16 protein-coding genes are annotated in these 18,645 nt (G+C 71.9%); 12 read left to right on the top strand and 4 right to left on the bottom strand.

Annotation, left to right across the window (positions count from 1 at the left end; genetic code table 11):
- Positions 1 to 3: 3 nt before the first annotated feature.
- From ACFO6V_RS16680 to ACFO6V_RS16640, 9 genes are all read left to right on the top strand, one after another.
- Positions 4 to 1,032, top strand: coding sequence for a TIGR03842 family LLM class F420-dependent oxidoreductase (locus ACFO6V_RS16680; RefSeq protein ID WP_377137075.1), 1,029 nt, complete (start codon positions 4 to 6; stop codon positions 1,030 to 1,032).
- Positions 1,029 to 1,958: an ABC transporter permease gene (locus tag ACFO6V_RS16675; protein WP_377137074.1), complete on the top strand. Its 930-nt coding sequence runs from the start codon at positions 1,029 to 1,031 to the stop codon at positions 1,956 to 1,958. Before ACFO6V_RS16680 ends, ACFO6V_RS16675 begins: the two co-directional genes overlap by 4 nt.
- Entirely contained in the window at positions 1,955 to 2,764 is an 810-nt protein-coding gene (locus ACFO6V_RS16670) for an ABC transporter ATP-binding protein (protein WP_377137073.1), read from the top strand. The genes ACFO6V_RS16675 and ACFO6V_RS16670 overlap by 4 nt, the downstream gene beginning before the upstream one ends.
- Entirely contained in the window at positions 2,761 to 3,531 is a 771-nt protein-coding gene (locus ACFO6V_RS16665) for an ABC transporter permease (protein ID WP_377137072.1), read from the top strand. The genes ACFO6V_RS16670 and ACFO6V_RS16665 overlap by 4 nt, the downstream gene beginning before the upstream one ends.
- Complete coding sequence (locus tag ACFO6V_RS16660; protein WP_377137071.1) at positions 3,521 to 4,651, top strand: ABC transporter substrate-binding protein; 1,131 nt, start codon at positions 3,521 to 3,523, stop codon at positions 4,649 to 4,651. Before ACFO6V_RS16665 ends, ACFO6V_RS16660 begins: the two co-directional genes overlap by 11 nt.
- Complete coding sequence (locus ACFO6V_RS16655; protein ID WP_377137070.1) at positions 4,651 to 5,955, top strand: aminotransferase class III-fold pyridoxal phosphate-dependent enzyme; 1,305 nt, start codon at positions 4,651 to 4,653, stop codon at positions 5,953 to 5,955. The genes ACFO6V_RS16660 and ACFO6V_RS16655 overlap by 1 nt, the downstream gene beginning before the upstream one ends.
- 135 nt (positions 5,956 to 6,090) lie before the next feature.
- On the top strand, positions 6,091 to 6,342 hold the full coding sequence (locus ACFO6V_RS16650) for a DUF6480 family protein (RefSeq protein ID WP_377137069.1): 252 nt from the start codon (positions 6,091 to 6,093) through the stop codon (positions 6,340 to 6,342).
- A gap of 35 nt (positions 6,343 to 6,377) precedes the next feature.
- Positions 6,378 to 7,193, top strand: a complete 816-nt coding sequence (locus ACFO6V_RS16645) for an SDR family oxidoreductase (protein ID WP_377137068.1) — start codon at positions 6,378 to 6,380, stop codon at positions 7,191 to 7,193.
- A 277-nt stretch (positions 7,194 to 7,470) separates the two neighbouring features.
- Complete coding sequence (locus tag ACFO6V_RS16640) at positions 7,471 to 9,042, top strand: molybdopterin-dependent oxidoreductase (RefSeq protein ID WP_377137067.1); 1,572 nt, start codon at positions 7,471 to 7,473, stop codon at positions 9,040 to 9,042.
- Positions 9,043 to 9,063: 21 nt separating this feature from the next.
- Here the strand turns inward: ACFO6V_RS16640 and ACFO6V_RS16635 are convergent, their stop codons facing one another.
- On the bottom strand, positions 9,064 to 9,897 hold the full coding sequence (locus ACFO6V_RS16635) for a class I SAM-dependent methyltransferase (protein ID WP_377137066.1): 834 nt from the start codon (positions 9,895 to 9,897) through the stop codon (positions 9,064 to 9,066).
- 177 nt (positions 9,898 to 10,074) lie between these two features.
- Between ACFO6V_RS16635 and ACFO6V_RS16630 the strand changes: the two genes are divergently transcribed.
- Positions 10,075 to 10,746 carry a winged helix-turn-helix transcriptional regulator gene (locus tag ACFO6V_RS16630; protein WP_377137065.1) on the top strand — a complete coding sequence of 224 codons (672 nt, stop codon included), beginning with the start codon at positions 10,075 to 10,077 and terminating at the stop codon, positions 10,744 to 10,746.
- A gap of 125 nt (positions 10,747 to 10,871) precedes the next feature.
- A complete protein-coding gene (locus ACFO6V_RS16625) occupies positions 10,872 to 12,281 on the top strand; it encodes an MFS transporter (protein WP_377137064.1) in 1,410 nt (469 codons plus the stop codon).
- 57 nt (positions 12,282 to 12,338) lie between these two features.
- Here ACFO6V_RS16625 and ACFO6V_RS16620 read toward each other — a convergent pair whose 3' ends face one another.
- The 3 genes from ACFO6V_RS16620 to ACFO6V_RS16610 form a co-directional block, all read right to left on the bottom strand.
- Complete coding sequence (locus ACFO6V_RS16620; RefSeq protein ID WP_377137063.1) at positions 12,339 to 13,373, bottom strand: type IV toxin-antitoxin system AbiEi family antitoxin domain-containing protein; 1,035 nt, start codon at positions 13,371 to 13,373, stop codon at positions 12,339 to 12,341.
- A 121-nt stretch (positions 13,374 to 13,494) separates the two neighbouring features.
- Complete coding sequence (locus ACFO6V_RS16615) at positions 13,495 to 14,292, bottom strand: hypothetical protein (protein ID WP_377137062.1); 798 nt, start codon at positions 14,290 to 14,292, stop codon at positions 13,495 to 13,497.
- On the bottom strand, positions 14,289 to 14,879 hold the full coding sequence (locus ACFO6V_RS16610; protein WP_377137061.1) for a SigE family RNA polymerase sigma factor: 591 nt from the start codon (positions 14,877 to 14,879) through the stop codon (positions 14,289 to 14,291). Before ACFO6V_RS16610 ends, ACFO6V_RS16615 begins: the two co-directional genes overlap by 4 nt.
- 413 nt (positions 14,880 to 15,292) lie before the next feature.
- Here ACFO6V_RS16610 and ileS point away from each other — a divergent pair, with 413 nt between their 5' ends.
- Positions 15,293 to 18,583, top strand: a complete 3,291-nt coding sequence (ileS, locus tag ACFO6V_RS16605) for an isoleucine--tRNA ligase (RefSeq protein WP_377137060.1) — start codon at positions 15,293 to 15,295, stop codon at positions 18,581 to 18,583.
- Positions 18,584 to 18,645: the final 62 nt, after the last annotated feature.

Here is an 18,645-nt window from a genome sequence, read left to right as displayed (position 1 = left end):
GACATGGACTTCGGGATAGTGCTGCAGAACGACCCGCCCGCCACGCGCGTGGTGGACCTCGCCCGCCAGGCCGAGGACCAGGGCTTCGACTACGTGTGGACGTTCGACTCGCACCTGCTGTGGCAGGAGCCGTTCGTGATCTACCCGGCGATCCTGGCGGCCACCGAGCGGGTGATCGTCGGCCCGATGGTGACCAACCCGGCGACGCGCGACTCGACGGTGCTGGCCTCCATGTTCGCGACGCTCAACGACACGTACGGCAACCGGACGATCTGCGGCATCGGCCGCGGCGACTCCGCCGTGCGCACGCTGCACGGGCGACCGGCCAGCCTGGCGACCCTGCGGGAGTCGGTCACCGTGATCAAGGACCTCGGCAACTCGCGCGAGGCCGACGTGGGCGGCAGCCCCGTGCGGTTCGCCTGGTCGAAGGGCTCCGAGCTGGACGTGTGGGTCGCGGCGTACGGGCCCCGGGCGCTGGCGCTGACGGGCGAGGTGGGCGACGGGTACATCCTGCAGCTCGCCGACCCCGACATCGCCGCGTGGATGATCGGCGCCGTCCGGGAGGCGGCTGAGGCCGCGGGCCGGGACCCGGGGGCGATCAAGTTCTGCGTGGCCGCGCCGGCCTACGTGGGCGAGGACCGGGCGCACATGCGCGACCAGGTGCGCTGGTTCGGCGGCATGGTCGGCAACCATGTCGCGGAGATCGTGGCGCGGTACGGGGCGGGGCCGAGCGGCGGGGCACGGATCCCCGCCGCCCTCACCGACTACATCGAGGGCCGCAAGGGGTACGACTACGCCGAGCACGGCCGGGCGGGCAACAGCCACGCCGAGTTCGTGCCCGACGACGTCGTGGACCGGTTCTGCCTGGTCGGCACCCCGGACGAGCACATCGCCCGGCTCAAGGAGCTCGAGGCCCTCGGCTGCGACCAGTTCGCCGTCTACCTGCAGCACGACTCCCAGGAGGAGACGCTGCGGGCGTACGGCGAGACGATCATCCCGGCGCTCCAGGGCCGCGCCGGAACCGCCGGATGAGCCGCCCCTCCCGCTGGTCGAGCGCGCGTCGTTGGTCGAGCCTGTCCAGACCCCGCAGGTCCGGACTCCTCGCCGGCACCGCAGGCGTCCTCGCCCTCGCCGCCGCCTGGGAGGCGTACAAGGCCCTGCTGCCCGACGACGGCTGGGTGCTCGGCGAGGTCCGCGTGCTGCCCCGCACCACCGACGTCGCGATGCCGCACCTGTGGGACATGTTCGCCCGCGCGGCCGAGCCGCTGACCTCCGCCCCCGATTCGCCGCCGCTGTGGCTCGCGACGCTGCAGGGCGCCGGGTTCACGCTGGGCGTCTCGGCCGTGGGCTGGGCGGCCGGGGTGGTGTTCGGCCTGCTCGTGGCGGTGCTCATGGCGCGGTTCGTACCGGCGCGCGCGGGGCTGCTGCCCTGGGTGGTGCTGAGCCAGACGGTGCCGCTGATCGCCATCGCGCCGCTGGTCAAGCGCTGGGGCGCACAGCTGGAGGTGGGCACCTTCGACTGGCAGGACTGGATGTCGGTGGCCGTGATCGCGTCGTACCTGGCGTTCTTCCCGGTCTCGGTCGGGGCGCTGCGCGGGTTCACCTCCCCGGACGCCGCCGCCGACGGTGTGCGGCTCGACCTGTTCCGCGCCTACGGCGTCGGCTGGTGGACGACGTTCTGGCGGCTGCGGGCGCCGTCGTCCGTCCCGTACCTGCTGCCCGCGCTGCGCCTGGCCGCCGCGAACGCGGTGGTCGGGACGGTCGTGGCGGAGGTGTCCACGGGTCTGCGCGGCGGGCTCGGCCGGATGATCGTCGAGTTCGGCGCCTCCGCGAGCGCGGACCCGGCCAAGCAGTGGTCGCCCATCGGGGGCGCCGTGCTCGTAGGACTCGCGGCGACGGGCCTGGTGGCGCTGGTCGCCCTGGGCCTGCGCCGGTACCGCGTGGAGGAGACGGCATGACGGCAGTGGTGGTGTCCGGCGCGCGCCGGGTGTTCGACGGCGGCACGGTGGCCCTGGCCGACGTCGACCTCACGGTCGGCGAGGGCGAGCTGGTGTCGCTGATCGGGCCGTCCGGCTGCGGCAAGTCCACCCTGCTCCGGCTGATCGCCGACCTGGACGCCCCGACGTCGGGCAGCGTGTCTGTGTTCGGCAAGACGGCGGAGCGGGCGCGCAAGGACCAGGACTACGGGATCGCGTTCCAGCAGGCCGGGCTGCTGCCGTGGCGCTCGGTGCGGGCCAACGTGGAGCTGCCGATGCAGCTGCGCGGTGCCCGCGGGGACCGGGCGGACCGGGCTCAGCGGGTGGCCCGGGCCACGGAGCTGCTCGCGCTCGTCGGGCTCGCGGACTTCGCCGACCACCGGCCGCACCAGCTCTCGGGCGGGATGCAGCAGCGGGTCGCGATCGCGCGGGCGCTGGCCCGCAGCCCGCGGCTGCTGCTGATGGACGAGCCGTTCGGCGCGCTCGACGAGATGACGCGCGAGCGGCTGCAGGACGAGCTGCTGCGGGTCCGGGCCACGACCGGCGCTGCGGTCGTCTTCGTGACGCACTCGATCGCGGAGGCCGTGTACCTGTCGGACCGCGTGGTGGTCATGTCGCCCCGCCCCGGCCGCGTGGTGGCGACCCTCGACGTCCCGCTCGGCGGCCCGGCCGACCGGGCGGCGCGCGGCATCCAGCTGCGCGAGGACCCGGTGTACTTCGAGCGGGTCTCGGCAGTGCGCGAGGCGCTGCACTCCGGCGAGGCCGCCTCCGACCGGGTGCCGTCGTGACCGGGGTTCGGGCCCGGGTCCGGGGCGACTGGCTGGGGCTGGGCGCGCCCGTCGTTGTCGGCGTCGCAGCCGTGGCGCTCTGGCAGGCGGTGGTGACCGGGTTCGGCATCGAGCCGTTCGTGGTCCCCGCGCCGTCGGACATCGCGGCCGAGCTCGGCGCCAACCTCGGCGTCGTCACGGACGCGGCCCTGGCCACGGCGACCAACGCGCTGCTCGGCCTCGTGCTCGGGACGCTCCTCGCCCTGGCCGGCGCGGGGATCTCGGCGGCGTGGCGTCCTGTCGCCGACGCGGCGACCCCGCTGGTCACGGCCACCGCCGTCGTGCCGATCGTGTGCCTGGCGCCCGTCTTCTACACGATGTTCGGCACCGACGCCCAGACCACGCGGGTCGTCGTCGCGGCGATCGCCGTGTTCGTGCCGGTGTACCTCAACACACTGCGCGGGCTGCGCACCGTCGAGCCCGTGCACCGGGACCTGATGCGCTCGTACGCCGCGACGCCCTGGGAGGCCACGCGGCACGTGACCCTGCCGGGCGCGCTGCCCTTCTTCTACACGGGGCTGCGGGTCGCGTCGTCGCTCGCCGTCATCTCCGCCCTGGTCGCCGAGTACTTCGGCGGGCCCGTCGACGGCCTCGGCAAGGCCATCACCTCGGCCGTCTCCTCCAGCCGCTACGCCCTGGCCTGGGCGTACGTGCTGGGCGCCGTCGCCACGGGGCTCGTCTTCTATGCCGTCACCGCTGTGATCGAGAGGAACAACCATGCACGGTAAGAATGTGCTGCGCGCGGCACTGGGCCTGGCCACGGCCGTCGCGCTGGCCGGCTGCGCACCAGCAGCCGGCGAGCCGGAGCCCGGCGCCGCCACGCCCGTCGTCCTGCAGCTCCAGTGGGTCGCGCAGGCGCAGTTCGCCGGGTACTACGCCGCCGTCGACCAGGGGTACTACGCGGACGAGGGCCTGGACGTCACCATCCAGGAGGCCGGCACCGACACCGTGCCGATCGACGTGCTCGCCGCGGGCGACGCCGACTACGCGATCTCCTGGGTGCCGAAGGTGCTCGGTTCCATCGAGCAGGGCACCGCGGTGACGAACGTGGCGCAGGTGTTCGAGCGCTCCGGCACGCTGCAGGTCGCGTTCAAGGACGCCGGGATCACCGAGCCCGCCGACCTCGCGGGCAAGAAGGTCGGCTCCTGGGGGTACGGCAACGAGTGGGAGCTGTTCGCAGGCATGCAGGACGCCGGGATCCAGACCCCCGACGACATCGAGCTGGTGCAGCAGGCGTTCGACATGAACGGGTTCCTCGCCGGCGACATCGACGCGGCCCAGGCCATGACGTACAACGAGTACGCCCAGATCCTGGAGACCGTGAACCCGGAGACGGGCGAGCTGTACCAGCCCGAGGACCTCGAGGTCATCGACTGGAACGACCACGGCACGGCGATGCTCCAGGACGCGATCTGGGCCGACGCCGGCCGCCTCGCCGACGACGAGGTGTACGCGGAGACGACCGTCGGATTCGTGAAGGCGTCGCTGAGGGGCTGGGCGTACGTCCGCGACAACCCCGAGGAGGCCGCCGCGATCGTCACCGCGGCGGGCTCGACGCTCGGCGCCTCGCACCAGCTCTGGCAGACCAACGAGGTCAACAAGCTGATCTGGCCGTCCACCAGCGGCATCGGCACGATCAACGCCGACCAGTGGGACCAGACCGTCGAGATCGCCATGGGCACGCGGAACGAGACCGGCGCGACGGTGATCTCCGCCGAGCCGCCCGAGACCGCCTACACCAACGAGTACGTGGAACAGGCCCTCGCCGAGCTCGCGGAGGAGGGCGTGGATACCCAGGGTGAGGAGTTCGAGGCACTCGACGTGCAGCTCACCGAGGGCGGCAGCTGATGGCCGACGACGACGTCCGCGCGATCGCCGGGGCCCGCGACCTCCTGATGCAGTCCTGGTCGCCCACCTCCGCGACACCCTCGGTGGTGATCGCCGGCGGCTCCGGTTCCCGCGTGTGGAACCACGCGGGCGACGAGTGGCTCGACATGTCGTCGATGCTGGTGAACACCAACATCGGGCACCAGCACCCGCGCGTGGTCGAGGCGATAGCGCGCCAGGCGGGCGAGCTGGTGACGGCGTCGCCGGCGCTCGCGGTGCGGGTGCGCGGCGAGGCGGCAGAGCGGGTGCTCGCCCGCGCGCCGTTCGGTCCGGGCGGCAAGGTGTTCTTCACCAACGGCGGGGCGGACGCCATCGAGAACGCGATCCGCATGGCCCGGGTCCACACGGGCCGGAGCAAGGTGGTGTCGCTCTACCGGTCGTACCACGGCAACACGGGCGCTGCGATCGTCGCGACGGGGGACCGGCGGCGGGTGCCGAACGAGTACGCGACCGGGCACGTGCACGCCTTCGGGCCCTACCTGTACCGGTCGGAGTTCTGGGCGTCGTCCACGGAAGAAGAGGGCGAGCGGGCGCTGCACCACCTGGAGCGGGTGATCCAGGCGGAGGTCCCCGACACCGTCGCGGCGCTCCTGCTGGAGACCGTCCCCGGGACGGCAGGCATCCTCGTGCCGCCGCCCGGCTACCTGGCGGGCGTGCGGCGGATCGCCGACCGGTACGGGATCGTGCTGATCCTGGACGAGGTCATGGCGGGGTTCGGCCGCACGGGCTCATGGCTTGCCCTGGACCAGCACGATGTCCGCCCCGACCTGATCGTCTTCGCCAAGGGCGTGAACTCGGGGTACGTGCCGGCGGGCGGGGTGATCGTGTCGCCCGAGGTCGCGGCGACCTTCCAGGAGCGGGCGTTCCCCGGAGGCCTCACCTACTCGGGGCATCCCCTTGCCATGGCGGCGATCGTCGCCACGCTCGACACCATGGCGGACGAGAGCATCGTCGAGAACGCCGCCCGCATCGGGGCCGACGTGCTGGGCCCGGGCCTCGCCGCGATCGCCGAGGCCAACCCGCTGGTCGGGGAGGTGCGCGGCCTCGGCGTCTTCTGGGCGGTCGAGCTGGTCGCGGACCCCGCGACCAAGGAACCGCTCGGCGCGCCCGCCATGGCGGCGATCAAGAAGAACCTGATCGCCGGCGGCGTCCTGCCCTTCGTCGCCGACAACCGGGTGCACGTGGTCCCGCCCTGCGTCATCACCCCGGACGAGGCGCGCGAGGGCCTCGCCGTGCTCGGCGGCGTGCTCGCGGACGCGAAGTAGAGCGCCTGTCCGGACACACGCTCTACCTCGGCGTTCCCCAGTCGGCGAAGTAGAGCTTGTGTCCGGACAGGCGCTCTACTTCGCGGGAGATGGAAGCGTGACGGTGAAGGGACCCCGACGGTAGGGAGACCCACCATGACGAAGGATGCGGAGAACCCGGCGGCGCACAACCCGGACCCCGAGCCGGACGGCCGCACCATGCCGCTGAGCGGCAACCTCCAGCCGGGCGAGACGCCGCCCGAGTCGAGCCAGGTGAGCGCGCCGCAGGGCCATGAGGAGCACGGTCCGCCGCGCTGGGTGCCGTGGGCGTGGATCGTCGCGATCCTGGTCGTGGCGGGACTCGTCGCCGCGCTCTTCGGCGGCTACGCGGCAGGTCTGATGCGCTGAGGTATGCGCTGAGCAGAAAGCATTACAGTGCGGCCATGAGCGACAGCACCGCCCCCGAGACCCGTCCCGAGACCCGTCCCGAGACCACGCCGAACCGCCGCGCCCTGGTGACCGGGGCGTCGTCCGGCATCGGTGCGGCCACCGTGCGCCGCCTGCGCGCCGACGGCTGGGACGTCGTGGCCGCCGCACGTCGCGCCGACCGGCTGGAGGCGCTCGCCACCGAGACCGGCTGCGAGGTCTACGCCGTCGACCTGACCGACGACGACGCCGTGACCGCCCTCGCGGCCCACCTCACCGCGACCGGCGGGCTCGACGCTGTCGTGAACAACGCGGGCGGCGCGTTCGGCCTGGATCGCGTGGAGAACGCCGACGTCGACGACTGGCGCCGGATGTACGAGATCAACGTGCTCGGCACGCTGCGCGTCACCCAGGCCGTGCTGCCCCTGCTGCGCAAGGCGGGCGCGACCAAGGGCCTCGCCGACGTCGTGAACGTGACCTCGACCGCGGCCCAGGGCGCCTACGAGGGCGGCGCGGGCTACACGGGCGCCAAGCACGCCGAGCACATGCTGTCCCAGACGTTGCGCTGGGAGATCGCCGGCGAGCCCGTGCGCGTCATCGAGATCGCCCCGGGCGCCGTGGCGACCGAGGAGTTCTCGCTGGTCCGGTTCGGCGGCGACGCCGAGAAGGCCGCCGCCGTCTACGACGGCTACACGCCCCTGGTGGCCGACGACATCGCGGACACCATCGCCTGGGCCGTGTCCCGCCCGGACCGCGTCAACATCGACCTGGTGACCATCCGGCCGCGCGCCCAGGCGCACAACTCGAAGATCGTGCGCGGCACCGGGATCTGACCGCCGGGGAGCGCCGCCCCGCTGGCAGAGCTTGTCGAGGCCTCGCCCCGGCCTCGAGCTCGGTCGGTTGCTGACCGGCTCCAGCGACTTCGGTCCCTTGCCTCGAGATCGGTAGTTCAACTGACCGATCTCGAGGCAAGGGACCGAAGTCACGTCCGGGCGTGTGCAACGGGTCGAACTCGGGCGCCAGAGCGCTACGGCCCCCAGGGTCTTACGGAGTCGTGACGATCCGGGCGCCGCCGCCGACGGAGCCCGGTCCGCGTGCCACGCTGAGCGTATGACCCAGGCAACCGAGAGCCCCGCGACCCCGAGGGCCGACCGCTCCCCGCACGACGCAGGCTGGGCCGCCCTCGCCGGCGTCGTCGCCGGTGCCGCGGGGCTGGCCGTCGCGGAGTTCGTCGCCGCCCTCGTCGCCCCCGGCGCAAGCACGCTGTTCGCGGGCGGCGCCGCGGTGATCGACGCCGTGCCCGGCTGGCTCAAGGACTTCGCGGTGCAGGCGTTCGGCACCAACGACAAGGCGGTCCTGCTCGGGACGATGGGCGTGGTGCTCGCTCTCGGGGCAGCACTCGCGGGCCGGCTGGAGCTGCGCCGTCCGCCGACGGGCGCGCTGCTGATCGGTGCGGTCGGAGTGGCCGGGGCGACGGTCGCGGTGCTGCGCCCGGACGCGACGCCGATGTGGGCGCTACCCAGCGTCGTCGGGATCGGCGCCGCGGTGCTCCTGCTGCGGTCGGCGATCGCCCGCCTGCGCCCGGCGGACGACCTGCGGACCGAGGCCGGCACCGCCCTGGACCGGCGCGGCTTCCTCGCCGTCACCGGGATCGCCGCGGGCATGGCGGTGCTGGCGCTGGCGGGCGCCCGCGTCGTGTCGGCGGGCTCGGCGGTGGTGAGCGCCGTCCGCGACAAGATCCGCCTGCCGTCCGCTGCCGAGACGGCACCCCCGGTGCCCGCGGGCGCCGATCTCGAGCTCGACGGCCTGGCACCGTACGTCACGCCGAACACCGACTTCTACCGCATCGACACCGCGCTGCGGGTGCCGCAGCTCGACCCGGCCGAGTGGTCGCTCAGGGTGGAGGGCATGGTCGACGAGCCCTTCACCATCACCTGGGACGAGCTCCTCGCCCTGCCGCTCGAGGAGCACCACGCGACGCTCGCCTGCGTGAGCAACCCCGTGGGCGGCGACCTGATCGGCAACGCCCTGTGGCTCGGCTACCCGATCCGCGCCCTGCTGGAGCGTGCCAAGCCGCAGGCCGGTGCCGACATGGTGCTCTCGCGCAGCGACGACGGGTTCACCGCGGGTACGCCGCTGGAGGTGCTCCAGGACCCGGACCGCGCCAGCTTGCTCGCGGTCGGCATGAACGGCGAGCCGCTGCCCGTCGACCACGGCTTCCCCGCGCGGCTCGTGGTGCCGGGCCTGTACGGCTACGTGTCCGCCACCAAGTGGGTGACGTCGCTCAAGGTCACGACGTTCGCCGCCGACCAGGGCTACTGGACCCCGCGCGGCTGGTCGGCGCTGGGACCCATCAAGGTGCAGTCGCGCATCGACGTGCCCCGCGGGTCGGTGGCGGCCGGTGCGGTGACGGTCGCCGGCGTCGCCTGGGCCCAGCACACGGGCATCGGCAAGGTCGAGGTCCGGGCCGACGACGGCGACTGGGTCACCGCAGAGCTCGCCGAGACCGTCGGCACGGACACGTGGCGGCAGTGGCGGGCGTCCATCGACCTCGACGCCGGCGACCACACGCTCGCGGTGCGGGCCACGGACAGCGACGGACTGGTCCAGACCGACGCCGAGGCCCCGCCCGCCCCCGACGGAGCCACCGGCTGGCACACGGTAGACGTGTCGGTGGGCTGACCTCAGGCTCTGGGCTGACCCTCAGGCTCGCGTCGCCGTCAGGAGCAGGTAGTCCCAGCCCATGGCGCCGTCCGCGTCCTGGAACCGGGCGGCCAGGTCCAGGAGCTCCTGGTCGAGGGCGGCGGTGCGCTCGGCGGAGTCGGCAACGGCGCGGTAGACCGCGATGGTGGGTCCGTACACGGCCTTGAAGAAGTCGCGGAACTCCGCGCCGGACGAGAACCGGGCGACGGGCAGCGTGCGCACCTCGGCGTGCAGGTCCGTGACGCCGTCGCCGAACAGGGCGCGCACGTGCGCCTCGTCGCCCCAGAGCGGCGGCGGCTCGGCGCCGGGCGGCGGGGGCGGCGCGTACGGCTTCATCGTCGCGAACATCTGGCCGATGAACCCGGCGGGCGTCCACGCGATGAGACCGATCGTCCCGCCGGGGCGGGTGACCCGGAGCAGCTCGTCGGCCGCCGTCCCGTGGAACGGGGCGAACATGACCCCGACGCAGGACAGCACGCGGTCGAACGCCGCGTCGTCGAACGGGAGGGAGTGGGCGTCGGCCTCCGCCCACGTGAGCTCGGCGCCGCTCGTAGCGGCGGCGGCCCGGCCGGCGTCGAACAGCTCGGGCGTGAGGTCCGACGCGATGACGTGCGCGCCGGCGAGTGCGGCGGGGATGGCGGCATTGCCGGATCCCGCCGCGACGTCGAGCACGTGGTCGCCCGGCCCCACGCCGGCGGCCTCGACCAGGACGGGCCCGAGGGCGGGGATCACCTCCGCGGCGAGCACGGGGTAGTTGCCGGCCGCCCACAGGGCGCGATGCTTGGTGCGGACGGCGGTGAGGACGTCTGGCGGGACGACGACGGTGTCGGTCATGGGACTGCTCCTTGTCGTGAGGTTCTGGGCCCGGAGGATCTGGGAGTCCCACTGTCCGCCCGGGAGACACCGACCATCCAGTGCTGTGTCTGTACCGGGTGAGGTTCTCGTTCTGTACTGGTGCGCCGTCCAGGCCGGGCGTTGACTGGACGGGCGGGGACTCGGCGAGGAGGCTGCATGACGACGTACGGCCAGTTCTGCCCTGTGGCCAAGGCCATGGAGGTGCTCGACGAGCGGTGGACGCTCCTGGTGGTCCGCGAGCTGCTCGCGGGCAGCACCCGGTTCAACGAGCTGCGGCGCGGCGTCCCGAAGATGTCCCCCGCGCTGCTCGCCAAGCGTCTGCGCTCGCTGGAGCGGGCCGGCGTGGTGCGGCGCTACGAGGCCGAGGGCCATCCCGGCTACCGGCTCACGCCCGCGGGCGAGGAGCTCCGGCCGCTCGTGGAGGGCCTGGGCATCTGGGGCGCGCGCTGGGTCGGCGGGCTCGGTGAGGCCGACCTGGACCCCCACCTCCTCATGTGGGACATGCGGCGCACGGTGCCCGTCGACGCCTGGCCGCGCGAGCGCACAGTGGTCGCGTTCCGGCTCGACGGCGTCCCCGCGCCCGTCGCGCACTGGTGGCTCGTGGTCCGCGACGGCGAGGTCGACGTCTGCGACTACGACCCCGGGTTCGAGGCGACGGTGACCGTGTCGGCCGCGCTGCGCACGCTGGTCCGGGTCTGGCGGGGCGACCTGTCGTGGCAGGTGGCGCTGCGCGGCGAGGTGGTGAGCCTGGACGGGACCGCCGAGGCGCGCCGGGAGCTGCCGGCGTGGCTGGGGCAGTCGGCGCTCGCGGCGGTACCGCGGCCGTAGCGACCGGCCGTAGTGGACGGTGCCGCCGTCGATGAGTTTTGGTCGTGTCCGTCGTCGACATGATGAACGCTGAGGTGCGGGCCAAGGCTTGACCTCAACCATTGTTCAGGTACTGGAGTACTCCCATGAGCACCGATCCGCCCGTCGCCGACGCCCCGCGTCTCCACCTGTCCGACCCGACCGTCCGGACGTTCGCCCAGCTGCTGGTGAACGTGCTGCTCGCGGGCGTCATCAACTTCACGGTGTGGTTCGCCATCACCTTCTTCGTGTTCCTGCAGACCCGCTCGGTCTTCGCCACCGGCGTGATCGCCGGCCTGTTCCTCGTCGCGATGGTCAGCACGGGGGTGTGGTTCGGCAGCCTCGTGGACCACCACCGCAAGAAGACAGTGATGCAGGCGTCCGCCCTGGTCTCCATCACCTTCTACGTGACGTGCCTGGTCATCTACCTCGTCACCCCGGCCGAGGAGTGGACGGACCCGGGCAGCGTGCGGCTGTGGGTGCTCATCGTGCTGCTCATGTGCGGCGTGATCGCCGGCAACCTCCGCTCGATCGCGCTCCCGACGGTCGTCACCACCCTCTTCGACGAGACCCTCCGCGACCGTGCCAACGGCCTGGTGGGGACGGTCACTGGCGTCTCGTTCCTGGTGACGTCGGTGATCAGCGGACTCCTCGTCGCGTTCGACGGCATGCGGACCTGCCTGATCCTGGCGATCGGGGTCCTTGCCGTGGCGCTGGTGCACCTGCACTTCGTCAAGGTCCCGGAGGTGCTGTCGCACGCGGCGGCGGAGGGGGAGCCGCGGAAGGTCGACCTCAGGGGCACCATGAAGGTCGTCGGACGCATCCCCGGCATGTGGGCGCTCATCGCCTTCACCGCGCTGAACAACGTGCTGGGCGGCGGGTTCATGGCGCTCATGGACGCGTACGGCCTGTCGATGATGTCGGTGCAGGCGTGGGGCTTCGTCTGGGGCGGGCTCAGCGCGCTGATGATCGTGTCGGGTCTGCTCATCGCCCGCACCGGCCTCGGGTCCAACCCGGTACGCACCATCCTGCTCGTCAACCTGGGGCTGTGGGCCGTCACGGTGGTCTTCCCGATGCAGGCCTCGGTGGTCTGGCTCGTCGCGGGGCTGGCCGCGTACATGATCGCGATGCCGTACGTCGAGGCCTCCGAGCAGACGGTTCTGCAGAAGGTGGTCCCGTACGAGCGCCAGGGCCGGGTGTTCGGTTTCGCGCAGTCGCTGGAGCAGGCGGCCTCGCCGCTGACGGCGTTCCTGATCAGCCCCCTCACCCAGTTCTTCTTCATCCCGTTCATGCGCGAGGGCGGCACGGGCGCCCGCTGGATCGGCGACTGGTTCGGCACGGGCGACGCGCGCGGGATCGCGCTGGTGTTCGTCCTGATCGCCGTGCTCGGCCTGGTGCTGACGGGCTACGCCCTGTCGAGCAAGTACTACCGGCTGCTGAGCCGCCGCTACCAGGAGGCCCCGGGCGACCCGACGTCGGACGCCGAGTCGGCTGCGTCCCCGGCCACCGCCGTCTAGTCGTTGACCACAGCAGTTGCTGCCAAGATTCGCCGGGCCTGGCAGCAACTGCTCTGGTCAATTCTCCCGGGTCGGATGGCGCAGAGGCAGCTTCCGACCCGGATTCCAGGCTTCCCGCTCAAGGACCTTGGCGACATCTTCGGCGAAGTGGTCGTCCAGGTCCGTTGGGAAGTACCGCAGGATGATGTTCTGTCCCTCGGCGAGCAGCCGGTTCTGCCGGGTCGCGTCATGCCGCACCTGTCGCTCGTAGCCGTGGAACTCGTGCGAGTCGATCTCGACGATCAGCCATCGATCGCCGCCGAGATACCAGACCATGTCGGCCCGGCCGAGAAAGCGTCCCGTGGCGTCGAAGAACTCCCGCTGCAGATCGTCGGGGGCGATGTCGGCGTCGCGCAGCCGCAGACGGGCGTGGCTCTCCGGTGGCGACTCCGCCCGCCCGTCCACGAGTGGAATGTAGGTGATCACCTTCGCCGATCCCCGCCGCCGCCGCAGCCGCCGGGTGATCGTCGCGAGCTGCTCCGTCCGGATCAGCCCTTTGTTCAGGGCGCTGTCGAGGCATGCGACCGCCTCGTCCCGCGTCAGCATGGGCAACGCCTGGACCAGTGCCTGCTCCACCTCGACCACCTCGCGGCCCTGGATCTCGACAGTCTCGGGCGTGGGCCCGTACTGCCGCACCACGAAGCCGTCCGGACATCTACCTGCCGCGCCGCGCGGTAGGGCGGCTTCCGGGACGAGCTTGCGCGGCAGCCCTTCGACCCCATGCAGCACCAAGGCGCACGCACCGACGGCGATGGCGCGCCGGTTGACCAGGAGGGCGGACCAGGCGGACCGTAGGCGGTCAACGTCGTAAGGGTGGAATCTGGCGGGTACGTCACCCGTGTCGAAGACGCCACGAGCCACTCGCCGCCACGGTCCGCGGGCGACCAGGTTGCGCCGCTGCGACGGTCTGACACCGACCGCCTCGCACTGCGCGGCAGAGACCAGCCCGCCCTGCCTGCGCGCGAGACTCAGCAGCTGCTGCGGAACCGGCTTCTGTCGAGGCATGGCCTCAATTACACCTGATGCAACCATTTCATAGTGGTTGATATCCACAGGCGCTCTGGTCTGCCATCGAACGCCCGAGTCGACCACAGCAGTTGCTGCCAGAACGTGGCCCGGTCTGGCAGCAACTGCTGTGGTCAAACGTTCGCGTGGCGACCGCCGGGCGGCCGGATCAGCTCAGGGTGAGCGTGGCCAGGAATTCATCGACGAACGCAGGGTCCGCCTTCGGCAGGTTCATCGTGATGGTGTACCGGTCGGGCCCGTCCTCGCGGTGGACGAGGATCTTGACCAGGCCGCGGTCGGGGTCTGCCTCCGGGAATCCCGCGCTCTCGCTCAGCGCCGCGCTGTCATCGACGGTCGCGACACTCGCGCCGGGCAGGTCGAACGACGTGGCATCGGGTCCGGGCGTCTGGGTCAGGCCGGCGGCCTTCGTGTCGTAGAACTCGTAGTCGGGAGTGACATGGGCGATCCGGAGGAACGGCGGGGCGTCCGGGTCCTCGCTGCTGTGCCACATGTCGGAGGTCTCGCCGGGCTCGTCCTGGACCGGGCCGCTGGTGACGATCTCGGGAGGCAGGGCGTAGGTGAGGCCCTCCAGCTCGTGCTCGTGCCATCCATCGGGCACGTTCCTCGCCTGCTCCAGTGCTTCCCGGGCTGCCAGCTCCACCTCCCTCGCCCGCTGCTCCTCCGCCGACATCGACGTCTGCGCCGACGACGCCGGCGAACCTCCCGGCAGGAGCACGCCCGGCGCCGTCGGACCGCCGAGGGCGAAGGCCGCACCCGCGACGGCCGCGACCGTCAGCATGCCGCCGCCTGTCGCGAAGACCGCGCGGCGGGTCCGGGTGCGGCGGATCGCGACGCGCGACATGGCGTGCGGATCGGCCGACGTCGGCGGCGCGACGCCGGTGCTGAGGTCGCGCAGGTGCGCCACCCAGTTCTCGTCGACCGGCTTGGTGGTGGATTGGTCGTTCATGCGTCCTGTCCTTCCGAGAGCAGCTCACGCAGGCGGGCGAGGCCGCGTGCGCCTTGGGACTTCACGTTTCCGATGCTGACGCCGAGCTCCTCGGCGACGTCCGCCTCGGACCGGTCGAGCAGATGGCGCAGCACGACCACCCGGCGCTGGCCGGGGCCGAGCCTGCGCAGCGCACGCACCAGACGCTCCCGCTCGGCGACCTGGTTCCCGCTGTCGAGTGCGGGGGAGCGGCTCGCCTCGTGCGCGACGACGACGTCCTCGGGCGACTGCAGGACCTCGCGGCGCGTGCGCCGCCAGCCGTCGATCCGTGCGGTGGCCAGCACCCGCCGGGCGTAGGCGAACGGGTTGCCGTCCTTGATCCGGGACCAGTGCCGGTAGGTCCGCTCGAGCGCGATCTGGGTGAGGTCGTGGGCGCGGTGGTCGTCGCCGCACAGGAGGTAGGCGATGCGGTGCAGCGCGGCCGTGCTCTCGACGGCGAAGAGTCGGAACTGCTCCTCCGCCGACACCCCGGTGCGGACTACCGAGAACTCGGGCGCCGCTGCGGGGACACCGTCGGGATCCGGCCCGGGCTCAGCCTGCCAGGACATGCCGGCCGCCGTTCCGGCAGGGGGGCCGATCGCTTGGCTGATTGCGTTCATGTCCCTAGGACGTAGGCGGGGTGCGGCGAGGTTGCACGCGGAGGAGTGCGAGTTGCACACGGAACAGTGCGTCCTGCACTTTTCCGGTTGCCGCAGCCCGGTACGATTGCCTCATAGGCATCGACCCGGCTATCACCGGTGAGCCTCCGGAAGAACAGGTCACCCCACCGCCGTCGGGCAGCGGGAACCCCAGTAGAACCGGACGGGTAGGCCCGTCACAGCCGTCAATGAGCGGCCGCGCGCGGGAGCGAGCGGCAAGCGGGGTGGTACCGCGGCGCACCCAGGTGCGGCGTCCTCGCAGCAGAAGCACCAAGAAGTCCACCTGCTGCCGAACCGCTGAACCGCCAGGAGCCAGAAGAATCATGGCCTATCCGCTGCACCGTCCGAGCGACGCCACCACCCCCGTGCCCGCCTCGCCCAGCCTGCCCGACCTCGAGCGCGACGTCCTCGAGTACTGGGAGAAGGACGACACCTTCCGCGCGTCCGTCGAGGCCCGACCGGCCGGCGAGAACGGCAGCAACGAGTTCGTCTTCTACGACGGCCCGCCGTTCGCGAACGGTCTGCCGCACTACGGCCACCTGCTGACCGGGTACGCCAAGGACGTCGTACCGCGCTACCGGACCATGAAGGGGCAGCGGGTCGAGCGCCGCTTCGGCTGGGACACGCACGGCCTGCCCGCGGAGCTGGAGGCGATGAGCCAGCTCGGGATCAAGACCAAGGACGAGATCGTCGAGCTCGGCATCGACAAGTTCAACGAGGCCTGCCGCTCCAGCGTGCTCAAGTACACCGACGAGTGGCGCACGTACGTGACGCGCCAGGCCCGTTGGGTGGACTTCGACAACGACTACAAGACGCTCAACCCGACGTTCATGGAGTCGGTGCTCTGGGCCTTCAAGTCGCTGTTCGACAAGGGCCTCATCTACGAGGGCTTCCGCGTGCTGCCCTACTGCTGGAACGACCAGACGCCGCTGAGCAACCACGAGCTGCGCATGGACGACGACGTCTACCAGCAGCGGCAGGACCCGGCGGTGACCGTCGGGTTCGCGGTGACGGAGGTCCCGGAGAACGCGGACGTGCTCCGTACCGGCGACCACCTGCTCATCTGGACCACCACGCCGTGGACCCTGCCGTCCAACCTGCTCGTCATGGTCGGCCCGGACGTCGACTACGCGATCGTCGAGTCGTCCTTCACCGGCACCCCGCAGCGGTACGTCCTCGCGGAGGCCCGAGTGGACGCCTACGCACGTGAGCTGACGGACGAGGGTGCCGAGGCCCCGAACGTCGTCGGACGCCTCAAGGGCAGCGACCTCCTGGGCGCCGCCTACGCGCCGCCGTTCGCCTACTACGAGGGCCACACGGGCGCGCACCGCGTGGTCGAGGCCGACTTCGTCACGACCACCGACGGTACGGGCCTCGTCCACAACGCCGGCGCGTTCGGTGAGGAGGACAAGCAGGTCAGCGACCGCGAGGGCGTGGAGCCGGTCATCCCCGTCGGGGCCGACGGGCGCTTCACCTTCCCCGTCGAGGAGTACGCCGGGCTGCAGGTCTTCGACGCGAACGCGGCGATCATGGACCACCTCAAGGCTCGCACGCGGGGTGCGGCCGACGACGAGGCCGGGCGGACGACGTCGGGCACCGTGCTGCTGCGCCGCGAGCAGTACGCGCACTCGTACCCGCACTGCTGGCGCTGCCGCCAGCCGCTGATCTACATGGGTGTGTCCTCGTGGTTCGTCGAGGTGTCGAAGTTCAAGGACCGCATGGTCGAGCTGAACGAGCAGATCACCTGGGTGCCGGACCACATCAAGCAGGGCCAGTTCGGCAAGTGGCTCGAGAACGCGCGCGACTGGTCGATCACGCGCAACCGCTTCTGGGGCTCGCCGGTGCCCGTCTGGAAGTCGGACAACCCGGCCTACCCCCGCATCGACGTGTACGGGTCGTTCGCGGAGATCGAGCGTGACTTCGGCCGGGTGCCGCAGGACAAGGACGGTAACCGGGACCTGCACCGTCCCTTCGTCGACGACCTGACGCGGCCCAACCCGGACGACCCGACTGGGCAGTCCACGATGCGCCGCGTCGAGGACGTGCTGGACGTCTGGTTCGACTCGGGCTCGATGCCGTACGCGCAGGTGCACTACCCGTTCGAGAACGCCGACTGGTTCGAGCACCACTACCCGGGCGACTTCATCGTCGAGTACATCGGGCAGACGCGTGGCTGGTTCTACACGCTGCACGTGCTGGCCACCGCTCTGTTCGACCGGCCGTCCTTCCAGACGGCGCTCTCGCACGGCATCGTGCTGGGCTCCGACGGCCGCAAGATGTCGAAGTCGCTGAAGAACTACCCGGACGTCAACGAGGTCTTCGACCGTGACGGGTCCGACGCGATGCGCTGGTTCCTCATGTCGTCGCCGATCCTGCGCGGCGGCAACCTCGTGGTCACCGAGGAGGGCATCCGCGACGCCGTCCGCCAGGTGCTGCTGCCGCTGTGGAGCACGTACTACTTCTTCACGCTGTACGCCAATGCCGCCGGGGACGGCGCGGGCTACGCGGCGCGGCCGCTGACGCCCGAGCGCGTGGCCGGGCTGCCGGTCATGGACCGCTACCTGCTGGCGCGCACGCGCGGGCTGGTCGCCGACGTGACCGAACAGCTCGACGGCTACGACATCGCCGGCGCCTGCGACTCTGTGCGCCAGTACCTCGACGCCCTGACCAACTGGTACGTGCGCACCCAGCGCGACCGGTTCTGGGCCGAGGACGCCGACGCCTTCGACACCCTGTCGACGGCGCTCGAGGTGCTGTGCCGCGTGATGGCGCCGCTGGCGCCGCTGCTCACGGAGGAGGTCTGGCGCGGCCTGACCGGCGGGCGCTCGGTGCACCTGGCGGACTTCCCGGTCGTCGAGACCCTGATGGCCGACGACGCCCTCGTCGCCGCCGTCGAGTCCGCGCGGGCTGTGGTGTCGCAGACGCTGGCGCTGCGCAAGGCGAACAAGCTGCGCGTGCGGCAGCCGCTGCGGTCGCTCGTCGTGGCCGTGGCGGACCCGGACGGCGTCGCGCCGTTCACCGCTCTGATGGCGACGGAGCTGAACGTCAAGGAGGTGCGGCTGGTCGCCTTCTCGCCGGAGGTCGCCACCGAGTACGGCATCTCCGAGCGCCTGGCGGTCAACGCGCGGGCCGCCGGCCCGCGGCTCGGTCGCGGTGTCCAGGCGGTGATCAAGGCCGCCAAGTCGGGCGCCTGGTCCAAGACCGACGCCGGCGCCGTCGTTGTCGCGACGGAGGGCGGCGACGTCGAGCTGCTCGAGACCGAGTACGAGCTGACGACGGTGGTCGCGCCCCGGGACGCGGCCGACGCGGGCGCCGAGGCTGTGGAGACCGCTGCGGCGGTCCTGGCCGGGGGCGGCTTCGTCGTCCTCGACCTCGCGCTCGACGACGCGCTGCGCGCCGAGGGTTACGCCCGCGACGTCGTCCGCGACGTGCAGGACGCACGCAAGGCCGCCGGTCTGCAGGTCGCCGACCGCATCGCGCTCGACCTGACGGTGCCGGCCGAGTGGGTCGCCGCCGTCGAGGAGCACCGCGAGCTGGTGACCCGGGAGACGCTCGCGACGTCGCTGGCCGTGACGGCCGGCCCCGAGCGGACGGTAACGGTAACGAAGGCCTGAGCCGTCTCCGCGAGGTAGAGCGCCTGTCCGAGTCTCCCTGAGTGTGTCAGGGAGACTCGGAC

The organism is Promicromonospora alba, assembly GCF_042654905.1.
GTDB classification, from domain to species: Bacteria; Actinomycetota; Actinomycetes; order Actinomycetales; family Cellulomonadaceae; genus Promicromonospora; species Promicromonospora alba.
The sequence above is the reverse complement of the archived record's forward strand: the minus strand, read 5'-3'. Positions and strand labels throughout refer to the sequence as shown.

Coding starts and splice junctions, on each gene's coding strand:
- ACFO6V_RS16680 (WP_377137075.1), top strand. CDS start 4: ATGGACTTCGGGATAGTGCTGCAGAACGACCCGCCCGCCACGCGCGTG.
- ACFO6V_RS16675 (WP_377137074.1), top strand. CDS start 1,029: ATGAGCCGCCCCTCCCGCTGGTCGAGCGCGCGTCGTTGGTCGAGCCTG.
- ACFO6V_RS16670 (WP_377137073.1), top strand. CDS start 1,955: ATGACGGCAGTGGTGGTGTCCGGCGCGCGCCGGGTGTTCGACGGCGGC.
- ACFO6V_RS16660 (WP_377137071.1), top strand. CDS start 3,521: ATGCACGGTAAGAATGTGCTGCGCGCGGCACTGGGCCTGGCCACGGCC.
- ACFO6V_RS16655 (WP_377137070.1), top strand. CDS start 4,651: ATGGCCGACGACGACGTCCGCGCGATCGCCGGGGCCCGCGACCTCCTG.
- ACFO6V_RS16650 (WP_377137069.1), top strand. CDS start 6,091: ATGACGAAGGATGCGGAGAACCCGGCGGCGCACAACCCGGACCCCGAG.
- ACFO6V_RS16645 (WP_377137068.1), top strand. CDS start 6,378: ATGAGCGACAGCACCGCCCCCGAGACCCGTCCCGAGACCCGTCCCGAG.
- ACFO6V_RS16640 (WP_377137067.1), top strand. CDS start 7,471: ATGACCCAGGCAACCGAGAGCCCCGCGACCCCGAGGGCCGACCGCTCC.
- ACFO6V_RS16635 (WP_377137066.1), bottom strand. CDS start 9,897: ATGACCGACACCGTCGTCGTCCCGCCAGACGTCCTCACCGCCGTCCGC.
- ACFO6V_RS16630 (WP_377137065.1), top strand. CDS start 10,075: ATGACGACGTACGGCCAGTTCTGCCCTGTGGCCAAGGCCATGGAGGTG.
- ACFO6V_RS16625 (WP_377137064.1), top strand. CDS start 10,872: ATGAGCACCGATCCGCCCGTCGCCGACGCCCCGCGTCTCCACCTGTCC.
- ACFO6V_RS16615 (WP_377137062.1), bottom strand. CDS start 14,292: ATGAACGACCAATCCACCACCAAGCCGGTCGACGAGAACTGGGTGGCG.
- ACFO6V_RS16610 (WP_377137061.1), bottom strand. CDS start 14,879: ATGTCCTGGCAGGCTGAGCCCGGGCCGGATCCCGACGGTGTCCCCGCA.
- ileS (WP_377137060.1), top strand. CDS start 15,293: ATGGCCTATCCGCTGCACCGTCCGAGCGACGCCACCACCCCCGTGCCC.